The organism is Streptomyces sp. NPDC039424 (genome assembly GCF_055639495.1).
Genome location: NZ_JBVKAI010000002.1, coordinates 469,948 through 489,929, shown reverse-complemented (window position 1 = coordinate 489,929; position 19,982 = coordinate 469,948). Strand labels below are relative to the sequence as shown.

The following is a 19,982-nucleotide window of genomic DNA, read 5'->3' as shown; positions in this document are numbered from 1 at the left end:
CGCGGTAGGCGAGTTCAGGACCGTACGGGCGTGCGCGCGGGCAGGGTCACCGTCACCCTCAGTCCCTCGCCGGGCGCCGTCCGCACGGCCACCTCGCCGCCGTGCGCGTCGACCACGCCCTGCACGATGGCGAGGCCCAGCCCGCTGCCCGCGCCCCCGCCCGCCCGGAAGAAGCGGTCGAAGACGCGGGCGGCGTCCTCCTCGGCCAGCCCGGGCCCCTCGTCGGCGACACACAGCCGCACCACCCCGTCCGCGCGCTCCACGCCCAGCCGCACCGGCACGTCGGCGGGCGTGTGCGTGCGGACGTTGGCCAGCAGATTGCCCAGCACCTGCCGCAGGCCCGACTCGTCGGCGCGCACCAGCAGGGCGCCGTCGGCCGACACCGTGACCGGCCGGTCCGGCTGCTGCACCCTGAGGTCCTCGGCCGCCTCGCGCACCAGGCGGCTGAGATCGACGTTCCGCAGGCGCAGTTCGGGCCGCTGGTCGAGGCGGGCCAGGGTGAGCAGTTCGTCGACGAGCCGGCCCATCCGGTCGGCCTCGCCGTTCATCCGGTCCCAGGCCCGCTTGCGCTCGGCGGGCTCGCTGAGCATCCCCTTGTCGTACAGCTGGAGGTAGCCGCGTATCGCCGCCAGCGGGGTGCGCAGCTCGTGGGAGGCGTCCGCGACGAAGCGGCGCAGCTGGGCCGCGGTGTGCTCGCGCGTGCGGTACGCCGACTCCACCTGGTGGAGCATGGAGTTGAGGGCCAGCCGCAGCTGTTCGACCTCCTGTGTCGGATGGTGGCTGGAGGGCACGCGCCGGGTGAGGTCGCCCTCGGCGATGGCCGAGGAGGTCTCCACCATGTCCTCCAGGGGCCTGAGCCGGCGCCGGACGCTGACCATGGTCAGGCAGCACAGCAGCGAGAGCAGCAGCGTGCCGACGGCGAGGTCGAGCTTGAGGGCCTTGGCTATGCCCTGGTGCAGGGCCTCGGTGGAGCCGGCGAGCAGGATGTACGGCCCGTCGGCGAGACGGGTCGCGGTCACGTGGTAGGCGGCGCCGTGCACGGTGACCTCGTGCGGGGCGGGATCCGCGGCGAGGGACCGGGGGTCGGTGACGGCGGCGGCGAGGGCGCGCTGGGCGTCGGTGGGCGGGACGTCGAGGAGGGTGAGGGCCCTGCCCCGGCCGTCGACGGCGGTGAAGATCGAGTCCGGTGTGCTCTGCTCCTGCGCGTACGGGGGCGTCAGGCGGTCGCGTACGACGCCCAGTACGCCGAGCGAGTCCACGTCGTGCAGCGTGAGCCGTGAACTGCCCAGCGAGTCCCGCATCTTGGTCAGTCCGGTGTCGATCTGGCCGACCAGGTAGTGCCGCATCCCCATCAGGCTCACCGCGGTGGCCACCACGATGCCGACGGCGAGCAGACCGACGTTGGCCAGGGTGAGCTTGACGCGCAGGGAGTGCGCCCCGCGCCTGCGGTGTGGCCTCATGCCAGCCCGTATCCGACGCCGCGGCGCGTGGTGATCACGGGTGGGCCCAGGGTGTCCAGCTTGCGCCGCAGATAACTTATGTACGTTTCCACGACGGTCGAGTCGGGCGGGACGTGCTCGTACTGCCAGACGTGGCGCAGCAGTTGCTCCTTCGGCACGATCCGGCCGCCGTTGCGCACCAGGAAGCGCAGCAGCGCGTACTCGGTCGGGGTCAGCTCGACGGAGCGGCCCGCGCGGTGCACCGAGTACGTCGTCTCGTCCAGTTCGAGGTCGCCGTAGCGCAGGGGCGGGCGCTCGGGTATGACGTCCGTCTGGCGGGTGCGGCGCAGTACCGCGCCGATCCGGGCGACGACCACGTCGATGTCGAACGGCTTGGTGATGTAGTCGTCGCCGAAGCCGAGCGCGCCGACGATCTCGGCGGGCGCGTCGCGCGCGGTGAGGAACACCAGCGCCAGGCCGGGCTGCCGGGCGCGCAGTTCGCGGCCCAGGGCGCGGCCGTCGCCGTCCGGCAGCATGACGTCGAGCAGGGCGGCGTCGGGCCGGGTGCGGTCGGTGAGCGCGAGGGCCTCGCGGACGGTGCCCGCGGTCATCACCTCGAAGCGGTGGTAGCGCAGGGCGATGGCGAGGACGTCCGCGATGCTCGGTTCGTCCTCCACCACGAGCACGGTGCCTGGAGCCGTCATGCCCCCAGTATCGGCGGGGCCGCCGACGGCGGGGGCGGTTCGAGCTTTGGAGTTCCTTGAGAGTCGGACGAGTCCGTGTCCCCGCGCGCGTGGAGTTGCCGATGCTGGTGCCAGGACCCGGGGGAACCGACCGATCATGTGAGGAGCAGAGAACGTGACGGCATGGGCACGGTGGTGCTACCGGCACCGGCTGGTGGTCCTGTTGTTGTGGGTGGGGGCGCTGTTCGGTCTGGGCTTCGCGGGCTCGACCGCGGGCACGGACTACGCGAACGTCTTCTCCCTCCCGAACACGGATTCCAAGCGCGCGTACGACCTCATGGAGAAGGCCTTCCCGAACAGCGCGGGCGACACCGACACGGTGGTGTGGAAGGTGGACGGCGGCACGGTCAGGGACGCGGCCGTGCGGTCCCGGATGGAGCCCGCGCTGAAGAAGATCGCGGGGATGAAGGGTGTCGGTGGCGTCACCAGCCCCTACGCGGGCGCACAGGGCGCGGCCCAGATCAGTCGTGACGGGCGTATCGCGTATGCGCAGATCACCTTCGCCGACCAGGCGAACGCCGTCCCCAAGGAACTGGTCGAGGACGTCGTCGACACCGCTCAGGGCGCCGAACGCGGCGGCCTGGAAGTGGAGTTGGGCGGCCAGGCGATCCAGCGGGTGCAGGAGCCGCCGACGGGTCTCGCGGAGATGGTCGGCATCCTCGCGGCGGCGGTCGTGCTCTTCCTGGCGTTCGGCTCGCTCTTCGCGATGCTGCTGCCGATCGGGGTGGCCGTCTTCGGCGTCGGCACCGGCCTGTTCTCCACCCAGCTGCTCAGCCACGCCACCGACATCCCCGACCTGGCGCCGCTGCTGGCCACCCTGATCGGCCTGGGCGTCGGCATCGACTACGCGCTGTTCATCGTCACCCGGCACCGGCGCGGCATCCTGAAGGGCATGGCGCCGGAGGACTCGGCGGTCACCGCGCTCAACACCTCCGGCCGGGCGGTGCTGTTCGCGGGCGGCACGGTGTGCATAGCCCTCGCCGGCATGCTGGTGACCAACCTGCGCTTCCTGGACGGCGTGGTCATCGGCACCTCCCTCACGGTCGTGCTGAGCGTGCTGGCCGCGACCACCCTCCTCCCGGCCCTGCTCGGCTTCCTCGGCCCGCGCGTGCTCAGCCGCCGCCAGCGCCGCCGCCTCGCCGAGCACGGCCCGGAGCAGGACCGGGCGAGCGGCCTCGCGGCCCGCTGGTCGGCGGGCGTCCAGAAGCGGCCCCGTACGACCGCCGCGCTCGCCCTGGTCCTCATGGCCGTCCTCGCCCTGCCCGTACTGTCCCTGCGCCTGGGCGCGACGGACCAGGGCAACGACGACGCGTCCACGACCACCCGGAAGGCCTACGACCTGCTCGCGGAGGGCTTCGGCCCCGGCTTCAACGGCCCGCTGCAGGTGGTGGTCTCCAGCGGCGACACCGCGACCCTGGCCAAGGACATCGGGGCGACCTCCGGGGTGGCCCGGGTGGCGGCCCTGCCGCCCGCCAACGGCGTGACGGTGATCCAGGTCGTCCCGACCACGTCACCCCAGTCGAAGCAGACGGACGACCTCATCGACACCCTCCGGGACAAGGTGATCCCGGGCGCGGACGCACGGGCCCACGTGGGCGGGGTCACCGCCGTCTCGAAGGACTTCGCGTCGGTCACGGGCGACCGCCTGCCGTACTTCATCGCCACGATCATCGGGCTCGGCTTCCTGCTCCTCCTGATCGCCTTCCGCTCCCTGGTGGTGCCGCTGACGGCCGCGGTGATGAACCTGATCGCGGCGGCCTCCTCCTTCGGCGTCCTGACGGCGATCTTCCAGTGGGGCTGGGGCCTGGACCTGCTCGGTCTCGGCAAGGAGGGCCCGATCAACGCCTTCCTGCCGGTCATCATGCTGTCCCTGCTCTTCGGCCTGTCCATGGACTACCAGGTGTTCCTGGTCAGCCGTATGCACGAGGAGTGGGTGCACACGAAGGACAACGCACGGGCGGTGCGGGTCGGCCTGGCCGAGACCAGCCGCGTGATCAACTCCGCGGCCCTGATCATGGTCTGCGTGTTCCTGGCCTTCGTACTGAGCGGCGACTCGGGCGCGGCCATGGCGGGCGTGGGCCTGGCGGCGGCGGTGGCTCTGGACGCCTTCATCCTGCGTACGGCGCTGGTGCCGGCCGCGATGCATCTGCTGGGCCGGGCGAACTGGTGGCTGCCGGAGTGGCTGGAGAGGCGGCTGCCGCATCTGGCGGTGGAGCCCAAGGAAGAGGCCGAGCTTCCCCCGGCCGAGGAGGAGGGCCCCGCGTCGGTGGTCCACGGCTTCGTCCGCACGCCCGACGGCGAACCGGTGGAGGACGCCTCCGTCACCCTGCTGACCAAGGGCGGGCGTCAGCTGGACCGGGTCACGTCCCTGGCCGACGGTTCGTACATCGTCTCGGTGCCGGGACCGGGCTCGTATCTGCTGGCGGTCACGGCGGGGCCGTACGGCTCCCGTGCCCGGCACGTGGCCGTGGGGGACGGGCCGTTGGTGTACGACGTGGAGTTGACTGAGGGGGAGGTGGACGCGGTCAACTGACCTCGGTCTGCCCGGCTTTGAGGACTTCCTTGACGTTGAGGGTGACCTGGGCGCCGATGGATGCGGGCAGGGTGACGATCTCGCCGGGGGAGTGCGGGCGATGGTTCTCGTAGTCGTCCCCGGCAGGCCCGGTGAGTACGTGGAGGCGCTGGTGTTTGCGGTCGACGATCACATAGATCGGGATCTTGGCGCTGGCGTACGCCTTCACCTTGTCGCGCAGGTCGGTCCGGTAGTTGTTCGAGGTCACCTGCAGGACCAGGCGGAAACAGATGGGGTCGTAGCAGTTGTTCTCGGCGTAGTGGTCCCGGAAGTCGGCGTCGACCAGGGAGAGGTCGGGGATTGCGTAATCCTCGGTGCCGGTCGGCAGCCACAGGCCGATGCCCTGGACCACTTTCGACTCCGCCCCGTGGAGGCCGGCACTCACAAAAGGCAGCATGAGGTCGGTCAGGGCTACGCTGTGCGGGCCGTCGGGGGGCGGGGACACGAGGATCTGGCCTCCGATGATCTCGACGCGGTAGCCCGGAAGGCGGTCCATGAGTCGGTTCGCCTCCGCAATCAGCGGACGGTCTCCATGGGGCCGCTCGACGGATGCTGCGGACATCACGTGCCTCCCGTGGGCTGGTGTCGAGAGCATCATCGTAGGCAGGCCGGGTGCCAGGTGTCCCGTTCGAACCGCTTCACCCGAAAGTGATCACTCGCCCTGCCGCCCACGGCCCGCCGGATCCGGCAGCGCCCTCGTCATCCCCGGCAGGAAGTCCGTGAACAGCTCGTGCACCTCCCGCACGAGCGGCCGCAGCACCCGGAACCGCGCCAGGTACACGCCCCGCGCGGTGAGCCGTGCCCCCCGCTCGGCCAGCCGGTAGCTGCGCTCGCGCCCCTCGGTCCGGTCGAAGATCCAGTACAGGACGAGCCCCATCTGCGAGAGCCACATCAGCTCGGGCAGGATGTCCCGCAGTTCCTCCGGCACCTTGGTCTTCGTGCCCGCCAGCACCTCCCGGTGGATGCTGATGGCCGCCGCGCGCGCGTGCTCGGACTCGGGGGAGAAGGGGCTGAGCGGGCTGTCGGGATCGGCGGCGTTCTTGAAGAACTGCACCGCGAACTCGTGGTACGGAGTGGCGATGTCCAGCCAGGCCCGCAGCACCCCCGCGAGCCGCGCCTCCAGGTCGGTCTCCCGGTCCAGGACCTCCCGGACCGCCACCTGGTGCTCGGCGGCGATCCGGTCGTAGAAGCCCTGGATCAGGTGCTCCTTGCCTTCGAAGTAGTAGTACGCGTTGCCGACGGAGACCCCGGCCTCCTTGGCGATGGCCCGCATGGTCGTCTTGTCGTAGCCGCGCTCCTGGAACAGCCGCATCGCCGTCTCCAGGATCAGCGCGCGGGTCTGCTCGGACTTGCTGGCTTCGTTCTTCGCGGACACGGGACAAGAGCCTAACGACTGCCGCAGGCACCGCCGTCACAGCCCGGCGGGGAGTAGGACCACCCCTGGCTCGGGTGGTACGACCACCCGTCCGCCCGGCGGTACGCCTTCCCGCCCCACTGCGCCCCCCGCCACCGGGCCGCCGCCAGCACCGCGCCCTTGGCCAGCGCGGCGCCGGCCGGTGTGCTCAGCCGGTGGGCGAGCGGGCGGTGCTCGCGCAGCGCCCAGAGCACCACGACCCAGGCGGCGGCGGACCGGTAGACCTGTCCGGCGTCCCCGACCACGGTGACCTCGTCGAGGGTGCCGTGGTGGTCGAGCCCGGGAAAGCGCGCCCGCGCCTCTGCCGACCCAGCCGGGACCAGTTCCAGCGGCACCAACTGCGGCTGCCGTACGAGCCAGTCCCGTACGTGGCCGCACAGGGCGCAGTCGGCGTCGTACAGCACGGTCAGCCCGCGGACCGGGACGCGCGTGGCGCCCCGGTCCCCGGTGGCCGGCACCGCGCTCACGCCCCGGCCGGGGGCGCGACCCAGCCCTGCGGTTCGACGGGCGGCAGTTGCTCCCGGTCCATCGCGCCGCGCCGCCGGATCCGGTTCAGCACGTACACGTTGCCCAGGTGCATCGCGCCGAGCACCAGCAGTACGACGCCCAGCTTGGCCGACAGGGCCTCGAAGATGCCCCGGGTGTCGTCGATGGTCCCGCTGCTGCTCAGGAACAGCGCCACGAAGCCGAGGTTGACCAGGTAGAAGCCGACCACCAGGAGGTGGTTGACGGCTTCGGCGAGCTTCTCGTTGCCGCGCAGCACGTCGGCGAGGAACACCCGCCCGTTGTGGCTGAGCGTGCGGGCCACCCAGACGGTCAGCGCGATGCTGACGACCAGGTAGATGACGTAGGCGATGACGGTACGGTCCATGCCCCCACCCTTCTTGAACACGTTCAAAAAGCTGACAGTGACGACTGTAGCCCTGTTTTTGAACGTGTTCAACTCAATGGGGGGGGGGTGGACCCGGGGCCGGGCCCGGTTCAGGGGCGCCGGCCGAGCTCCGGCCGCTTGCTGTAGTCCGCGAAGCCCAGGACGTTCCCCCAGGGGTCCGCGACCTCCACGCTCCACCCGGTGGCCACGGCGAAGGGCTGGTCGAGCGCGGCGATCCCGGCGTCGGCGAGCCTGCGGCCCGCCGTGCGGGCGTCCGGCACCTCCAGCCACATCCGGGGGGAGGCCCAGGGCGGTGGCCGGTGCCCCAGTCCCTCCTCCACCCGCAGCAGGATCCCGGGCGTCTCGCCCCCGACCTTCAGCAGCGCGATCCCGGCCTCGTCGAACCGGAACCCCACCGCGAAGCCGGCCCGCTCGTAGAACTCCACGGCCTCGTCGAGGTCCCCGACGGGCAGCAGCACGTTGTCGAACCCGAGCAGCTCGTAGGACTGGTCATCTGACATGCCATCAGATTAAGTCGCCCCCGCCCCGGACCGGGCGCGGGCAGGCAGTGTGATCACCCGTTGAGGCGAGGCCCGTCGAAAGGGGAAGGCCCCGCCCCCGGCGAGCAGCCGGGGAACGGGGCCTTCGAAGACGTACCAGAGCCGGTGTACGGAAACCGGCGGACGTCAGTAGCGGCGGGTGATCAGGGCCCGCTTGACCTCTGCGATCGCCTTGGTGACCTCGATACCGCGCGGGCAGGCGTCCGTGCAGTTGAAGGTCGTGCGGCAGCGCCAGACGCCGTCCTTGTCGTTCAGGATCTCCAGTCGCTGCTCGCCCGCCTCGTCACGCGAGTCGAAGATGAAGCGGTGGGCGTTGACGATGGCGGCCGGGCCGAAGTACTGGCCGTCGTTCCAGAAGACCGGGCAGGAGGACGTGCAGGCGGCGCAGAGGATGCACTTCGTCGTGTCGTCGAAGCGCTCGCGGTCCTCCGCCGACTGCAGACGCTCACGCGTCGGCTCGTTGGTGTCCTTCGTGATCAGGAAGGGCATCACGTCCCGGTACGCCTGGAAGAACGGCTCCATGTCCACGACCAGGTCCTTCAGGACCGTCAGGCCCTTGATGGGCTCGATCGTGATCGGCTTCTCGGGGTTGATGTCCTTGATCAGGGTCTTGCACGCGAGGCGGTTCTTGCCGTTGATCCGCATCGCGTCCGAGCCGCAGATGCCGTGCGCGCAGGAGCGGCGGAAGGTCAGCGTGCCGTCGACGTCCCACTTGATCTTGTGGAGGCCGTCGAGGACGCGCTCCTTGGGGTCGATCTCCAGCTGGAAGTCGTCCCAGGTCGCCTCGGCCGAGACCTCCGGGTTGAAGCGGCGGACCCGGAAGGTGACCGTGATGTACGGGGACGCGGCGGAATCGGCCTCCACCTTGTCCATAACGGGGGTTGCCATCAGTACTTACGCTCCATCGGCTGGTAGCGGGTCTGGACGACCGGCTTGTAGTCGAGACGGACGGTTTCGGACCCGTCGGCGCCGACCTCGCGGTACGCCATGGTGTGGCGCATGAAGTTGACGTCGTCGCGGTTGGGGTAGTCCTCGCGGTAGTGACCGCCGCGCGACTCCTTGCGGGCCAGGGCCGATACGGCCATGACCTCGGCCAGGTCCAGCAGGTTGCCCAGCTCGATGGCCTCGAGGAGGTCCGTGTTGAACCGCTTGCCCTTGTCCTGGATCGCCACGTTCCGGTAGCGCTCCCTGAGCTCGGCGATCTTCTCGACCGCCGTCTTGATCGTCTGCTCGGTGCGGAACACCATGACGTTGGCGTCCATGGTCTCCTGCAGCTCGCGACGCAGGACCGCCACCCGCTCGTTGCCGGTGGAGGTGCGCAGCCGCTCGATCTGCTCGACGACCAGGGACTCCGGGTTCTCCGGCAGCTCGACGAAGTCCGCCTTCTGGCTGTACTCCGCCGCCGCGATGCCGGCCCGCTTGCCGAACACGTTGATGTCCAGCAGGGAGTTGGTGCCCAGGCGGTTGGCGCCGTGCACCGAGACGCAGGCGACCTCGCCGGCCGCGTACAGGCCGGGGACGACGGTGGTGTTGTCCACCAGGACCTCACCCTCGACGTTCGTCGGGATGCCACCCATCGCGTAGTGCGCGGTGGGCTGGATCGGGATCGGGTCCGTGTACGGCTCGATGCCGAGGTACGTACGCGCGAACTCCGTGATGTCCGGCAGCTTGGCGTCCAGCTGCTCCGGGGGAAGGTGCGTCAGGTCCAGGTAGACGTGGTCGCCCTCCGGGCCGCAGCCGCGGCCTTCCCGGATCTCCGTGTAGATGGAGCGGGAGACGACGTCACGGGACGCGAGGTCCTTCATGACCGGCGCGTACTTCTCCATGAAGCGCTCGCCGTCCTTGTTGCGGAGGATGCCGCCCTCACCGCGGGCGCCCTCCGTCAGCAGGATGCCCATGCGCCAGATGCCGGTCGGGTGGAACTGGAAGAACTCCATGTCCTCCAGCGGCAGACCCCGGCGGTAGACGGCCGCCTGGCCGTCACCGGTCAGCGTGTGCGCGTTCGACGTCACCTTGAAGAACTTGCCGCAGCCGCCGGAGGCGTAGATCACGGCCTTCGCCTGGAAGACGTGGATCTCGCCGGTCGCGAGCTCGTACGCCACCACACCGGCCGACTTCTTGACGCCGTCGACCTCGGTGATCAGCTGGTCGAGGACGTAGAACTCGTTGAAGAACTCCACGCCCTCCTTGACGCAGTTCTGGTACAGCGTCTGGAGGATCATGTGGCCGGTGCGGTCGGCCGCGTAGCAGGAGCGGCGGACCGGGGCCTCGCCGTGGTTGCGGCTGTGACCGCCGAAGCGGCGCTGGTCGATCGTGCCGTTCGGGGTGCGGTTGAACGGCAGGCCCATCTTCTCCAGGTCGAGGACGGAGTCGATGGCCTCCTTCGCCAGGATCTCGGCGGCGTCCTGGTCGACCAGGTAGTCACCGCCCTTGACCGTGTCGAAGGTGTGCCACTCCCAGTTGTCCTCCTCCACGTTGGCCAGCGCGGCGGCCATGCCGCCCTGCGCGGCGCCCGTGTGGGAGCGGGTGGGGTAGAGCTTGGTCAGCACGGCGGTGCGGCTGCGCTTCGTCGACTCGATGGCGGCGCGCATACCGGCGCCACCGGCGCCGACGATGACGGTGTCGTACTTGTGGATCTTCATGATTCTCGCAGCCCCGTGCCTAGCGGATGTTCGGGTCGAAGGTGAAGATCACCAGCGTGCCCAGCAGGATGGTGAACACCGTGGCGGTGTAGAGCAGGCCCTTCAGCCACAGCCGGGTGTTCGCGCGCTCCGCGTAGTCGTTGATGACCGTGCGCAGGCCGTTGGCGCCGTGCAGCATCGCCAGCCAGAGCATCAGGAGGTCCCACACCTGCCAGAACGGGGACGCCCAGCGGCCGGCCACGAAGGCGAAGCCGATCTTCGACACGCCGCCGTCCAGCACGAGCTGGATCAGCAGGTGGCCGATGACCAGCACGACCAGCACGACGCCGGACAGGCGCATGAACAGCCAGGCGGCCAGCTCGAAGTTGCCCCGGGTGGACTTGGGGGTCTTGCGGGTGCGCTTGCGCGGGGCCTCGATGAAGGGGGCCGGGTTGTCGACGCTGTAGAGCGAGCCGCCCTCGACGGGGCCGATCCCGGACGCGGTGGTTTCAGTGGTGGACATCGGCGTCAGCTCCCCCAGAGGACACGAGCGGCGTGGCCCAGGACGGGGTAGATCGCGCCGGCCATCAGGACGACCCAGACGCCGACGACGGTCCACAGCATCTGCTTCTGGTAGCGCGGGCCCTTCGACCAGAAGTCGACGGCGATGACGCGCAGGCCGTTGAGCGCGTGGAAGAGGATGGCGGCGACGAGGCCGTACTCCAGCAGCGCGACGACAGGCGTCTTGTAGGTGGCTACGACCTTGTCGTAGTCCTCGGGGCTGACACGGACGAGTGCGGTGTCCAGCACGTGAACGAACAGGAAGAAGAAGATGAGGACGCCGGTGACTCGATGAGCCACCCAGGACCACATTCCTTCCCGGCCGCGGTACAGCGTTCCAGCCGGCACGGAAGAACCCTCCGGGAGCGGGGACTAGGGCCTGCCGGCTTCGGTGTCGGTCGGGCCCGGCCGGGTACGGTCCACCGGCCCCCAGCATCGTAGCCAGGTGCTGCGGCGGGGCTGAGCGGGGGGCCTGCCGGTGTGATCAAAATGGCACCTAAAGGTGCTCGGACGGGCTATTAACGGGCGGCTTACGGGGCGGGACGTGCTCCTGAACGCCGGGTGCGGCGCCGTTCGGGCCGGTCGCGCCACACGGCGGAGCCGCGCACCGTCACAGTTCCGCGCCCCTCACGGAGTCGACCAGACGCCCTCTCGCCAGGCGGCGGAGTTGTTCTGCCGTCACCACCCGTTCGTCGTCCGGATCGTTTGCCAATCGTGACCGGATGGCTTCCAGGATGTGGTCCAGGGCCTCGCCCGGGGCCACGCCGTCCAGGCTGATGACGAACGCGTGTCCGAAGCGGGCCTCGTAAGCGGCGTGCGCGGCGCTGAGGGCCGTGTGGGCCGCCGAGTACGTGCCCTCCGGCAGGGCGGGCAGCGACTCGCCCGCCAGGGCCTCCGAGAGCTCGGCCGGGGACAGGTCGTACGCCGCCTCGTCCGCCGCGGCCAGGAGGGCGTCCAGGTCGGGGTAGGGGCGGTGGTCGGCGACGCGGGTGGCCCAGCGGGGGCTGTGGAGGCAGGTCAGGAGGATGGTGTGGGCCTCGTCGGCGGGTGCGGCGTTGAACGCCTCCAGCGCGGTGGCGGACGGCGGGGTGCGGGTCTGCTCGGGGAGCGCCGGTATGGCCACTCGGCCTGAGGGGTACGGGTGCGCAGGCAGCGTGGGTCCTCGCGTCACGTGTGGTGTTAGGGATGTTGTGTGAGAGATGTGTCATCACGTTATCGAGAGTGGTCACGCTGTGTCCGATGGATGCCCCAATTTCACTCGGACGGGAGAGTTTCGGAATGTGTGGATGACGAAGGTCGGGGCCGGGAGTCGTAGGTTGGAAAGGTGAGCCAGCACAGGCGCCGGGGGTCGGCGCAGCAGGTGAGGCGGAGGCGGGCCGTCGCCGTCGCGGCGTTCGTCGGCACGATCGGGCTCGGAGCCGGGCTCGGGGTCTGGGCCTCCGCGGACAGCGGCGGGTCGGCGGCCTCGGCCCAGCGGTCCGCGGACGGCAGGGCGACCCCGGCCGATCCCACGTCGAGCACACCGAGTCCGACGCCCACCCGGTCCTACCCGCTGTCCCGAACGCCCCGCACGATCCCGGCCGTACGGTCCCACACCCCCGCCCGCGGCCCCGGCTGGCGCCCGGCGCACGGTCAGCGCGTGGTGGTGAGCGACGCCGACCTGGCCGACGAGGGGCGGCTGGTCGCCGGTGAGCTGGGGCTGTCGTACGCGGGAGAGAAGGACGACGTGCGCGCCGGGGACGTACGGCTGTCGCTGAACGACGACGAGGGCGCGAACCCGGAGTCGTACACCATGACCGTGCGCGGCGGCCGGGTGAGCATAAGCGGGTCCGCCGACGCGGGCGTCTTCTACGGCACCCGCACCCTCAAGCAGGAGGTCCACGGCGGCGGCACCGCCCCGGAGGGCGTCGTGCGCGACCAGCCCGCCAAGCCCCGGCGCGGGTTCATGCTGGACATCGCCCGCAAGCCCTACACCGCGAACTGGATCGAGGACCGGGTGCGCGAGCTGGGGGACCTGAAGTTCAACGAGCTGGGCCTGCACTTCTCCGACGACCAGGGCTTCCGGATCGAGTCCACGACCCACCCCGAGGTGGTGTCGCAGGACCATCTGACCAAGGCGCAGGTCAAGGACATCGTGAACCTCGCGGCCAGCCGGCACATCACCGTCGTGCCCGAGATCGACTCGCCCGGGCACCTCGGCGCCGTCATCGCCGCCCACCCCGACCTCCAGCTGCGCAACGCGCGGGGCGTCCCGACGCGCGGGGCGGTCGACATCTCCAAGGACAGCGCCGCGGCCATCGTGGACGACCTGCTCGACGAGTACGCCGACCTGTTCCCCGGCGGCCGGTGGAACCTCGGCGGCGACGAGTACCAGGCGCTGACCGTGGCCAGCCCCGAGACCTCCTACCCGCAGCTCGCCGCCGCCGCCCGGCAGGCCTACGGCGCCGGCGGGACCGTCGCCGACCTGGCCACCGGCTGGCTGAACGACCGCGCCGACACCGTCCGCGCCCACGGCCGCTCGATGCGCGCGTGGAACGACGGCTTCTTCCGCCGCACCTCCGTGCGGCCCGCGAAGGACCTGGAGGTCGCCTACTGGACGGGTAAGGAGATCGGCGCCCGGCAGCCGGTGGAGTACCTGAGCGCGGGGCGGAAGGTCGTCAACTACAACGACGAGTTCCTGTACTACGTCCTCGGGCAGCCGCAGACCTTCGTCTACCCGACCGGACAGCGGATCTACGAGCAGTGGACCCCCCGCGTACTGCGCGGCACCACCGCCGTCCCGGCACGGTACGACGGACAGATCCTCGGCGGCTCCTTCGCCGTGTGGAGCGACTTCCCGAACGCCCAGACCGAGGCCCAGGTCGCCGCCGGGATCAGGATGCCACTGCGCGCGACCGTGCAGAAGCTGTGGGATCCGGGCAAACCGGCCCTGTCCTGGGTGGAGTTCCGGAAGCTGGCGGACCGGGTGGGCTAGGGCCTGTCCGGCGGCCCGCGTATCGCGGTGGACGAGTGGCGCTCGCGAACCGTATCTTCCGCATGCCGCACGGGCGCCTCGGGGGAGAGCCGGGCGCCCGGCGTCTCGACCACACCTCGGGGGACCCACCGTGATCTGTTCGCGCTGCCACCACTTCGCCGCCGCGCCCGGCGGCACCCTGTGCACCAGGTGCTCCGCCGCCCCGGAGCCGCCCGCCCCGCCGTTCGCCGGTGCGCCGGTCGCCTGGCTGCGCTCGCCGGTCGGGCTCGGCCGGGCCGCGGCGGCGGTGCTCGGGCTCGTCATCGCCACCGACCTGTTCGCGATCTACGCGGACGTCCTGCAGTTCGACGTCTCGGGCGACCTCCTGAACGGCTCGTACGCCGCGGACGTCAGCCGCCGCGCCGACCACGCAGACACCCTCTACGAGGCCTCCGGCACCGCCCAGCTCAGCGCGCTGCTGGCCGGCATCATCGTCTACCTGTGCTGGTTCCACCGGGTCCGGGTCAACGCCGAGGTCTTCAGCCCCTTCGGGCACAGCAGGAAGCGCGGCTGGGCGATCGGCGGCTGGTTCACCCCGATCGCGAACCTGTGGATACCGCGCCGGGTCACCCTCGACATCTGGGACGCCAGCGCTCCCTGGGGCGCGCCCCGGCCGCATGCGCTGGTCAACGCCTGGTGGACGCTGTGGCTCGTGTCGATGGTCGCCGACCGGGCCGCGTACACCTCGTACCGCAAGGCCGAGGGCGCGCAGGAGCTGCACGACGCCGCCCGCCTGATGCTGTTCTCCGACGCCATGGACATCGCGGCGGCGGCCCTCGCCATCGCCGTGGTGCTGAGCCTGACCGGCATGCAGCACCGCAAGGCGCTCGCGGGGCAGGCGCCCGCCGCGGTCTGACCCGGTACCCCGGTGGCCGAAAACCCTTTCTTCCGCCTCATCGGCCGGCTCGCCGCGGAACTCCTGTGACACTCCCGAGCCGTCGCACGCAGTAAGGGGAAATGCGGGCTTCGTAAAGGTCGGCGCCCTGGCGTGGACCCCAGTGGGAGGCGTGGATGAGCCTGGTTGAGCTGATCGCTCAGGCCGACGAGCGCGGACTGGCCGCCAGCGGGTTGGCTTGTTTGGATCGGTGCGTGCCCCTGCTGGGCGGTGACGACGAGGTCCTGCGACCGCTGTGGGGAAGCCTCGCGGACGGTGGCGACTGGACGGAGTGCCTGGAGAAGGCGCGCGCCGCGCTCGGCCCGGGCGAGCCGGCCGAGGGCGAGGCGGCGGGTCTGGCCCGCCGGATGCTCGGCGCCGCCCCGGCCGCCCGCGCCGGTAGCCAGGTACGGGTGTGGGCCGACGCCTGCTCCGTGGCCTCGCTCCAGATCCACCGGCTCCTCGACCCCGCCGAGGACGCCTCCTCGGTCGACTCTCGCCGCGAGGGCCGTACGGAGGGCATGCCGCCCCTGGTCGCCGCCGAGCTGCGCCGCCAGGTCGCCGTCCTGGAACTCCTCGCCGGCCACGGCCCGGCCGGCCTGCGCGGCGCCCTGGAGGTGTCGACCGAGGGGCGCCGGGTGCTGCGCGCGGTGGTGTCCCGGCGGGCCCGGGGACGGGTGTGAGCGGTACGCGGCCTCACAGCACCAGCCACTTCACCACCGCCTCCCCGGCCTTCGCGGCCTGGGCGTAGAACTCCGTGAGGTCGCGGTGCGCGGCCGCGAAGACGCCGCGGGTCTGGGGCTCGACGGCCGGTCCGCCGTACCGGGGGAGCAGGTCGTCGCGGGACTCCCGCCACAGCGCCTCGAAGTCGGCCGACGCGAGGAAGGCGGCGACGGCGACCGCCTCGGCCGCGGTGAGCAGCAGGAACGGGGGCAGCCCGAGCGCCGAGTGGAACACCGGCCGGCCGCCGAGGACGACCCGGGCGCGCGGACCGTCCTCCGCGGGATGCGGGGGCGCACCGGCGTACAGCAGCTCGTGGTCCAGATAGCGCTGGTCCAGCAGCTCCTCCCGGCGCAGGCCGATCCGTCCCCGGACGGCCTCCCAGTCGTCCTGGAACAGCCGCTCCAGCGAGGGCACGTCGTCTGTTAACTCCCCGGGCGGCACCGCGCGGAGGTGGAAGCACATAGTCATCGTCAGTTAGCAGCGCACGGGAGGCGCGGAACATCACTCCCGCCCCAAACCCCGAAGGGCGCGCAGGTCCTGTGACCGTCCTGCGGTGGAGCCGGGGCGGTGTTGCGCCGGTTGCGGAAACGGGCCGGATCGCCGTGACGAAAGGCCCGCCGGACCCGCTTTTCCCTATGTGACAGCGCAGTACGTGACACCACATCAGGAGACCAGGCCGCACGCCGCCACGAAGCCCGCGCGGTGGGCGGCGGACGCGGTGGCGACCATGCGCGAGGGCGCGCGGGTCCGGCTCGACTACTCGGCGCAGAGCCTGTGGCGCGTCGACCGGATGATCGAGGAGATACGACGCGAGGAGCCGCCGCACGACGCCGTGCAGGGCGTGCTGCGCGGCTTCGGGGCGTACGCCGGTGAGGTGATCGTCCGGCAGACCGGCGCCGAGTGGTGGGCGACCGGCGGCGACCACTGGATCCGCACGCCCGACGGGCGTCTGTGGGACCCCATCGACGAGGCCCGGCGCTGCTTCGGCGGGCACGGCTCCCTGCGGCTGCTGTGCCGGGACGCGACGGAGGGGACCACGTCACGGCACTGAGGGCGCTGTGACACTTCGCTGGGCGCCGACGCTGATGACCTTGGGGGATCGAGGACGGTTCTCGGGGCCAGGGAGGGGACACCCGCCGCGTGCAGGCGTACGACGGGGAACTGGGCGCGGCCGTCGCGCGGGCCCAGGAGGGCGACGAGGCGGCCTTCGCGGTGCTGTACCGGCTGGTGCAGCCCGGTCTCCTCGGCTATCTGCGCGGCCTGGTCGGGGACGACGCCGAGGACGTGGCCTCCGACGCCTGGCTGGAGATCGCCCGGGACCTCGGACGGTTCAAGGGCGACGGGGCGGGCTTCCGCGGCTGGAGCGCGACCATCGCCCGGCACCGGGCCCTGGACCATCTGCGCCGGCTGCGGGTGCGGCCCCGGGCGACGGCGCTGGAACAGGACGTACTGGAGCTCCCCGGCCGGCACAGCACCCCTGAGCAGGCCCTGGAGTCCATCTCCACCGAGGAGGCGCTGGCGCTGCTGCGCCGGCTGCCGCGCGACCAGGCCGAGGCCGTGCTGCTGCGGGTGGTCGTGGGCCTCGACGGCCCCGCCGCCGCCCGCGTCCTCGGCAAACGCCCCGGCGCGGTGCGCACCGCCGCCTACCGGGGGCTGAAGCGGCTGGCCGGAATGCTGGGCGTGGCGGACGGGACGGACGGTGTGACGGACGACGGCCCTCGCACGCTGGGGGAGTCGAAGTGACCGACGACGCGGCGCCCCGCCGCACAGGAATGGATGCGCCCATGGGTGAAGGCCACGACGGCGGCGGCCCACCCGGCCGACGGCACGTCGGAGAGCTGCTCGGGGCCGCGCTGCGCCCGGGCGGTGTCGACGCCGGCCGTGAGCGGCGGGCCGCCGAGGCGTTCCTGGCGGTGCGGGACGCCGGGGCGCCGCGGGCGCGGACCCGGAGCCGGGACGACTGGCGGCCCCGCGAGCGGCGGCGCGTGCTGCGCTCGGCGCGGGCGACGGCGGTGATGCTGCTGGCGAGCCTGGCCCTGGGCGGGGTGGCGGTCGCCGCCATCGGCACGGTCGGCGCCTCGGGCGAGGCGCACGGCGACCGGACCCGCTCGGACGGCCCGGCCGGCGCGACGACCGCCCGGACACCGTCCCCGTCGCGGCCCCCGTCGTCCGTCCGGGCGCCCTCCGGCCGCCCGGCGACCGCCAAGGACACCCTGGCGCACTGCCGGGCCTACGAGGCGGTCGAGGGCCACGGCAAGGCGCTGGACGCGAAGGCCTGGCAGCGGCTGGTCACGGCGGCCGGCGGCGAGGCGAACGTCGCCGCCTACTGCGCCGAGCGGCTCGCGGCGGAGGCGGAGACGGGCAGGGCGCCCAAGGCCACGAAGACGAACAAGGCGGCCAAGAGCAAGAGCCCGAGCAAGGCGGACAACGCGAACAAGGCGGAGAAGGCCGGAAAGGCCAAGAAGGACAAGTGAGTCCGCTCACCCCGTCGATCGCCGCCAGGGCAACGGCCGGGACCGCCACCCCCCACAGGAGAGGCCCCGGCCGTCGCGCGGCACGGACCGCGCGGCGGCCCGTACTTCCTACAGCGCCATGAGTGCGTTTTCTGTCACACCCCGCCACGGTCCACCGCGTCACGAGTTAGTTGCAACTTGTACGGACATGGACGAGGAGCGGTTTCAGGTCGTAACGTGCCTTTCGCGTCGAGCGCGAATGCATGATCGCTGCAACTAACGGCGGCCTCGGAGCCGCGACCATCTACTGAGGAACCAGGTGCTGGGGGACGACGCGGAGTTGACCGCCGCGGTACGTGCGGCACAGGCCGGGGACGAGACCGCGTTCCGGACGGTCTACCGCGCGGTGCATCCGCGACTGCTCGGGTACGTGCGGACGCTGGTCGGCGACCCGGACGCCGAGGACGTCACATCCGAGGCCTGGCTGCAGATCGCCCGTGACCTGGAGCGGTTCAGCGGCGACGCGGACCGCTTCCGCGGCTGGGCCGCCCGGATCGCCCGCAACCGCGCCCTCGACCACATACGGATGCGCGGGCGCCGCCCCGCCATCGGCGGCGACGAGACCGAGCTGACCGGCCGGGCCGCAGAGTCCGACACCGCGGGCGAGGCCATCGAGGCCCTGGCCACCGACAGCACCCTCTCCCTCATCGCGCGCCTCCCGCAGGACCAGGCCGAGGCCGTCGTCCTGCGCGTCGTCGTCGGCCTGGACGCCAAGACCGCCGCCGAGACGCTCGGCAAGCGCGCGGGTGCCGTACGCACCGCCGCGCACCGCGGTCTGAAGCGGCTCGCGGAGCTGCTCGGCGAGGATCCCGACGCGGCCGGCGTCCTCGACGCGCTGCCGCCCCAGCGAGAACCCCGCGGTCGCGCCGTGTCGTCCGCCACTGTGACGCATACGCGTGCGCGGACGCAGAAGGACATGTGATGGCCGACGAGCACTACAGGTGGCTGAACCGCGAAACGGCGGAACGTCTGCTGCGCGGTGAGTCGCTCGAAGCCGTCGACGCCTCCGCCCGTGATCAGGCCGAACGGCTCGCCAAGACCCTCGGCGCCCTGTCCGTCGACGCCACCTCGGCCGACACCGAACTCCGTGGTGAGGAAGCAGCGCTGGCCGCCTTCCGCAAGGCCCGCGAGTCCGGCGAGACCGGTGCGGCCGGCGAGGTCACCGCCAACGGCGGGGACGACGCCGGGCTGGTCCGCATCGGCGGCCGGTCCCATGCCGTGCGCCGCCCCCGCTGGGCCCGCCCGGTGCGCCTCGCGCTCGCCGCCGCGCTGGCCATGGGCACGCTGGGCGGGGTCGCCGTGGCCGCCGGGACCGGAGTGCTGCCGACGCCGTTCGACGACGAGACCCCCGGGCCGGACGCCTCGGTCTCGGCCGCCGTGACCCCCGAGCGCCCGCTCACCTCGCCCTCCCCGGACGGCACCCTGGGCGGCACCGCCGGCCCGCGGCAGCCGAGCGGCGGCGCGAGCGGCACCCCCGGCGACGGCTCCTCGCCCGGCGCGGACCCCCAGGGCCCGGCCGAGGGCGGTGCCACCGGCTCGCCCGGCCCCTCCCACGGCACCGGCACCTGGTGGAGCGGCGCGCCCTCGGCCTGCCGCGAGATCCGGGCCGGCAAGGAACTCGGCGCCGGCCGCAAGCGCGCCCTGGAGGGGCTGGCGGGCGGCTCCGCGCGGGTGTGGAAGTACTGCGAGGGCGTCCTGGAGACGTCCGGGCACCCCGGCGACCACAAGGGCGACGGCGAGAACGGCAGGGGCGGCCACCAGAGCGGTGACGACGACGGCCCCATAGGGCGGGGCGGCAATGACCACCACCATGACGGGGGCCTCGTCACACCCACCCCCTCGGCCTTCGTCCCGCTGGTCCCGCGGCATACGGCGACCACCCCCCTGACGCCGTCGCCGACCCCGACGTACACCGCGCTCTGACCTGCGCTTTCGTGGGCCGGGAAACTTTTTCGCGGCAGCGCGTAACACTTTCGTCCGCCGGTACGCAGTAGAGAGTGAGCCGACTGGTCATCGGCCGTCGCACTGAGCCGGGGTTCCCCCCGTACCCACGGCTCGTGCACCTGGCGCGGGCGGGA

General features: G+C 71.9%; 22 protein-coding genes. 9 read left to right on the top strand and 13 right to left on the bottom strand.

Going from position 1 to position 19,982, the window contains the following annotated elements:
* Positions 1-14 precede the first annotated feature (14 nt).
* A complete protein-coding gene (locus tag ACZ7L0_RS07085; RefSeq protein ID WP_471241400.1) occupies positions 15-1,460 on the bottom strand; it encodes a sensor histidine kinase in 1,446 nt (481 codons plus the stop codon).
* Positions 1,457-2,143 (bottom strand): response regulator transcription factor, encoded by a 687-nt coding sequence (locus ACZ7L0_RS07080; RefSeq protein ID WP_471241399.1) that lies wholly within the window; start codon positions 2,141-2,143, stop codon positions 1,457-1,459. Before ACZ7L0_RS07080 ends, ACZ7L0_RS07085 begins: the two co-directional genes overlap by 4 nt.
* 154 nt (positions 2,144-2,297) lie before the next feature.
* Here ACZ7L0_RS07080 and ACZ7L0_RS07075 point away from each other — a divergent pair, with 154 nt between their 5' ends.
* Entirely contained in the window at positions 2,298-4,715 is a 2,418-nt protein-coding gene (locus ACZ7L0_RS07075) for an MMPL family transporter (protein WP_471241398.1), read from the top strand.
* Here the strand turns inward: ACZ7L0_RS07075 and ACZ7L0_RS07070 are convergent.
* From ACZ7L0_RS07070 to ACZ7L0_RS07025, 10 genes are all read right to left on the bottom strand, one after another.
* Positions 4,708-5,316 (bottom strand): Uma2 family endonuclease, encoded by a 609-nt coding sequence (locus tag ACZ7L0_RS07070; RefSeq protein WP_471241397.1) that lies wholly within the window; start codon positions 5,314-5,316, stop codon positions 4,708-4,710. The two genes, ACZ7L0_RS07075 and ACZ7L0_RS07070, sit on opposite strands and share 8 nt — an antisense overlap.
* 90 nt (positions 5,317-5,406) lie before the next feature.
* Positions 5,407-6,129, bottom strand: coding sequence for a TetR/AcrR family transcriptional regulator (locus ACZ7L0_RS07065; RefSeq protein WP_471241396.1), 723 nt, complete (start codon positions 6,127-6,129; stop codon positions 5,407-5,409).
* An 11-nt stretch (positions 6,130-6,140) separates the two neighbouring features.
* Positions 6,141-6,635, bottom strand: coding sequence for a thiol-disulfide oxidoreductase DCC family protein (locus ACZ7L0_RS07060; protein ID WP_471241395.1), 495 nt, complete (start codon positions 6,633-6,635; stop codon positions 6,141-6,143).
* Complete coding sequence (locus tag ACZ7L0_RS07055) at positions 6,632-7,039, bottom strand: hypothetical protein (protein ID WP_471241394.1); 408 nt, start codon at positions 7,037-7,039, stop codon at positions 6,632-6,634. The genes ACZ7L0_RS07060 and ACZ7L0_RS07055 overlap by 4 nt, the downstream gene beginning before the upstream one ends.
* 110 nt (positions 7,040-7,149) lie before the next feature.
* Positions 7,150-7,560, bottom strand: a complete 411-nt coding sequence (locus tag ACZ7L0_RS07050) for a VOC family protein (protein WP_471241393.1) — start codon at positions 7,558-7,560, stop codon at positions 7,150-7,152.
* Between the two features lie 165 nt (positions 7,561-7,725).
* Positions 7,726-8,487 (bottom strand): succinate dehydrogenase iron-sulfur subunit, encoded by a 762-nt coding sequence (locus tag ACZ7L0_RS07045; protein ID WP_471241392.1) that lies wholly within the window; start codon positions 8,485-8,487, stop codon positions 7,726-7,728.
* The gene (gene sdhA / locus ACZ7L0_RS07040; protein ID WP_471241391.1) at positions 8,487-10,241 is read right to left on the bottom strand and encodes a succinate dehydrogenase flavoprotein subunit; all 1,755 of its coding nucleotides are present in this window, start codon (positions 10,239-10,241) and stop codon (positions 8,487-8,489) included. Before sdhA ends, ACZ7L0_RS07045 begins: the two co-directional genes overlap by 1 nt.
* A gap of 19 nt (positions 10,242-10,260) precedes the next feature.
* Positions 10,261-10,743 carry a succinate dehydrogenase hydrophobic membrane anchor subunit gene (locus tag ACZ7L0_RS07035; RefSeq protein ID WP_471241390.1) on the bottom strand — a complete coding sequence of 161 codons (483 nt, stop codon included), beginning with the start codon at positions 10,741-10,743 and terminating at the stop codon, positions 10,261-10,263.
* Between the two features lie 5 nt (positions 10,744-10,748).
* Positions 10,749-11,129 (bottom strand): succinate dehydrogenase, cytochrome b556 subunit, encoded by a 381-nt coding sequence (gene sdhC / locus ACZ7L0_RS07030; RefSeq protein WP_471241389.1) that lies wholly within the window; start codon positions 11,127-11,129, stop codon positions 10,749-10,751.
* A 262-nt stretch (positions 11,130-11,391) separates the two neighbouring features.
* Positions 11,392-11,952 carry a 2-oxo-4-hydroxy-4-carboxy-5-ureidoimidazoline decarboxylase gene (locus ACZ7L0_RS07025; protein ID WP_471241388.1) on the bottom strand — a complete coding sequence of 187 codons (561 nt, stop codon included), beginning with the start codon at positions 11,950-11,952 and terminating at the stop codon, positions 11,392-11,394.
* A 153-nt stretch (positions 11,953-12,105) separates the two neighbouring features.
* On the opposite strand from ACZ7L0_RS07025, the gene ACZ7L0_RS07020 reads away from it, so the two are divergent.
* The 3 genes from ACZ7L0_RS07020 (at position 12,106) to ACZ7L0_RS07010 (ending at position 15,351) form a co-directional block, all read left to right on the top strand.
* Entirely contained in the window at positions 12,106-13,755 is a 1,650-nt protein-coding gene (locus ACZ7L0_RS07020) for a beta-N-acetylhexosaminidase (protein WP_471241387.1), read from the top strand.
* Positions 13,756-13,885: 130 nt separating this feature from the next.
* Positions 13,886-14,650 (top strand): DUF4328 domain-containing protein, encoded by a 765-nt coding sequence (locus tag ACZ7L0_RS07015; RefSeq protein WP_471241386.1) that lies wholly within the window; start codon positions 13,886-13,888, stop codon positions 14,648-14,650.
* 155 nt (positions 14,651-14,805) lie between these two features.
* The gene (locus ACZ7L0_RS07010; protein WP_471241385.1) at positions 14,806-15,351 is read left to right on the top strand and encodes a hypothetical protein; all 546 of its coding nucleotides are present in this window, start codon (positions 14,806-14,808) and stop codon (positions 15,349-15,351) included.
* 13 nt (positions 15,352-15,364) lie between these two features.
* Here ACZ7L0_RS07010 and ACZ7L0_RS07005 read toward each other — a convergent pair whose 3' ends face one another.
* Entirely contained in the window at positions 15,365-15,859 is a 495-nt protein-coding gene (locus ACZ7L0_RS07005; RefSeq protein WP_471241384.1) for a DUF1877 family protein, read from the bottom strand.
* A gap of 184 nt (positions 15,860-16,043) precedes the next feature.
* On the opposite strand from ACZ7L0_RS07005, the gene ACZ7L0_RS07000 reads away from it, so the two are divergent.
* The 5 genes from ACZ7L0_RS07000 (at position 16,044) to ACZ7L0_RS06980 (ending at position 19,827) form a co-directional block, all read left to right on the top strand.
* Entirely contained in the window at positions 16,044-16,442 is a 399-nt protein-coding gene (locus ACZ7L0_RS07000) for a hypothetical protein (RefSeq protein WP_471241383.1), read from the top strand.
* 89 nt (positions 16,443-16,531) lie between these two features.
* A complete protein-coding gene (locus ACZ7L0_RS06995) occupies positions 16,532-17,134 on the top strand; it encodes an RNA polymerase sigma factor (RefSeq protein WP_471241382.1) in 603 nt (200 codons plus the stop codon).
* A gap of 41 nt (positions 17,135-17,175) precedes the next feature.
* Positions 17,176-17,865, top strand: a complete 690-nt coding sequence (locus ACZ7L0_RS06990; RefSeq protein ID WP_471241381.1) for a hypothetical protein — start codon at positions 17,176-17,178, stop codon at positions 17,863-17,865.
* 298 nt (positions 17,866-18,163) lie between these two features.
* Positions 18,164-18,826, top strand: a complete 663-nt coding sequence (locus tag ACZ7L0_RS06985; RefSeq protein WP_471241380.1) for an RNA polymerase sigma factor — start codon at positions 18,164-18,166, stop codon at positions 18,824-18,826.
* Entirely contained in the window at positions 18,826-19,827 is a 1,002-nt protein-coding gene (locus ACZ7L0_RS06980) for a coiled-coil domain-containing protein (protein WP_471241379.1), read from the top strand. Before ACZ7L0_RS06985 ends, ACZ7L0_RS06980 begins: the two co-directional genes overlap by 1 nt.
* Positions 19,828-19,982 lie beyond the last annotated feature (155 nt).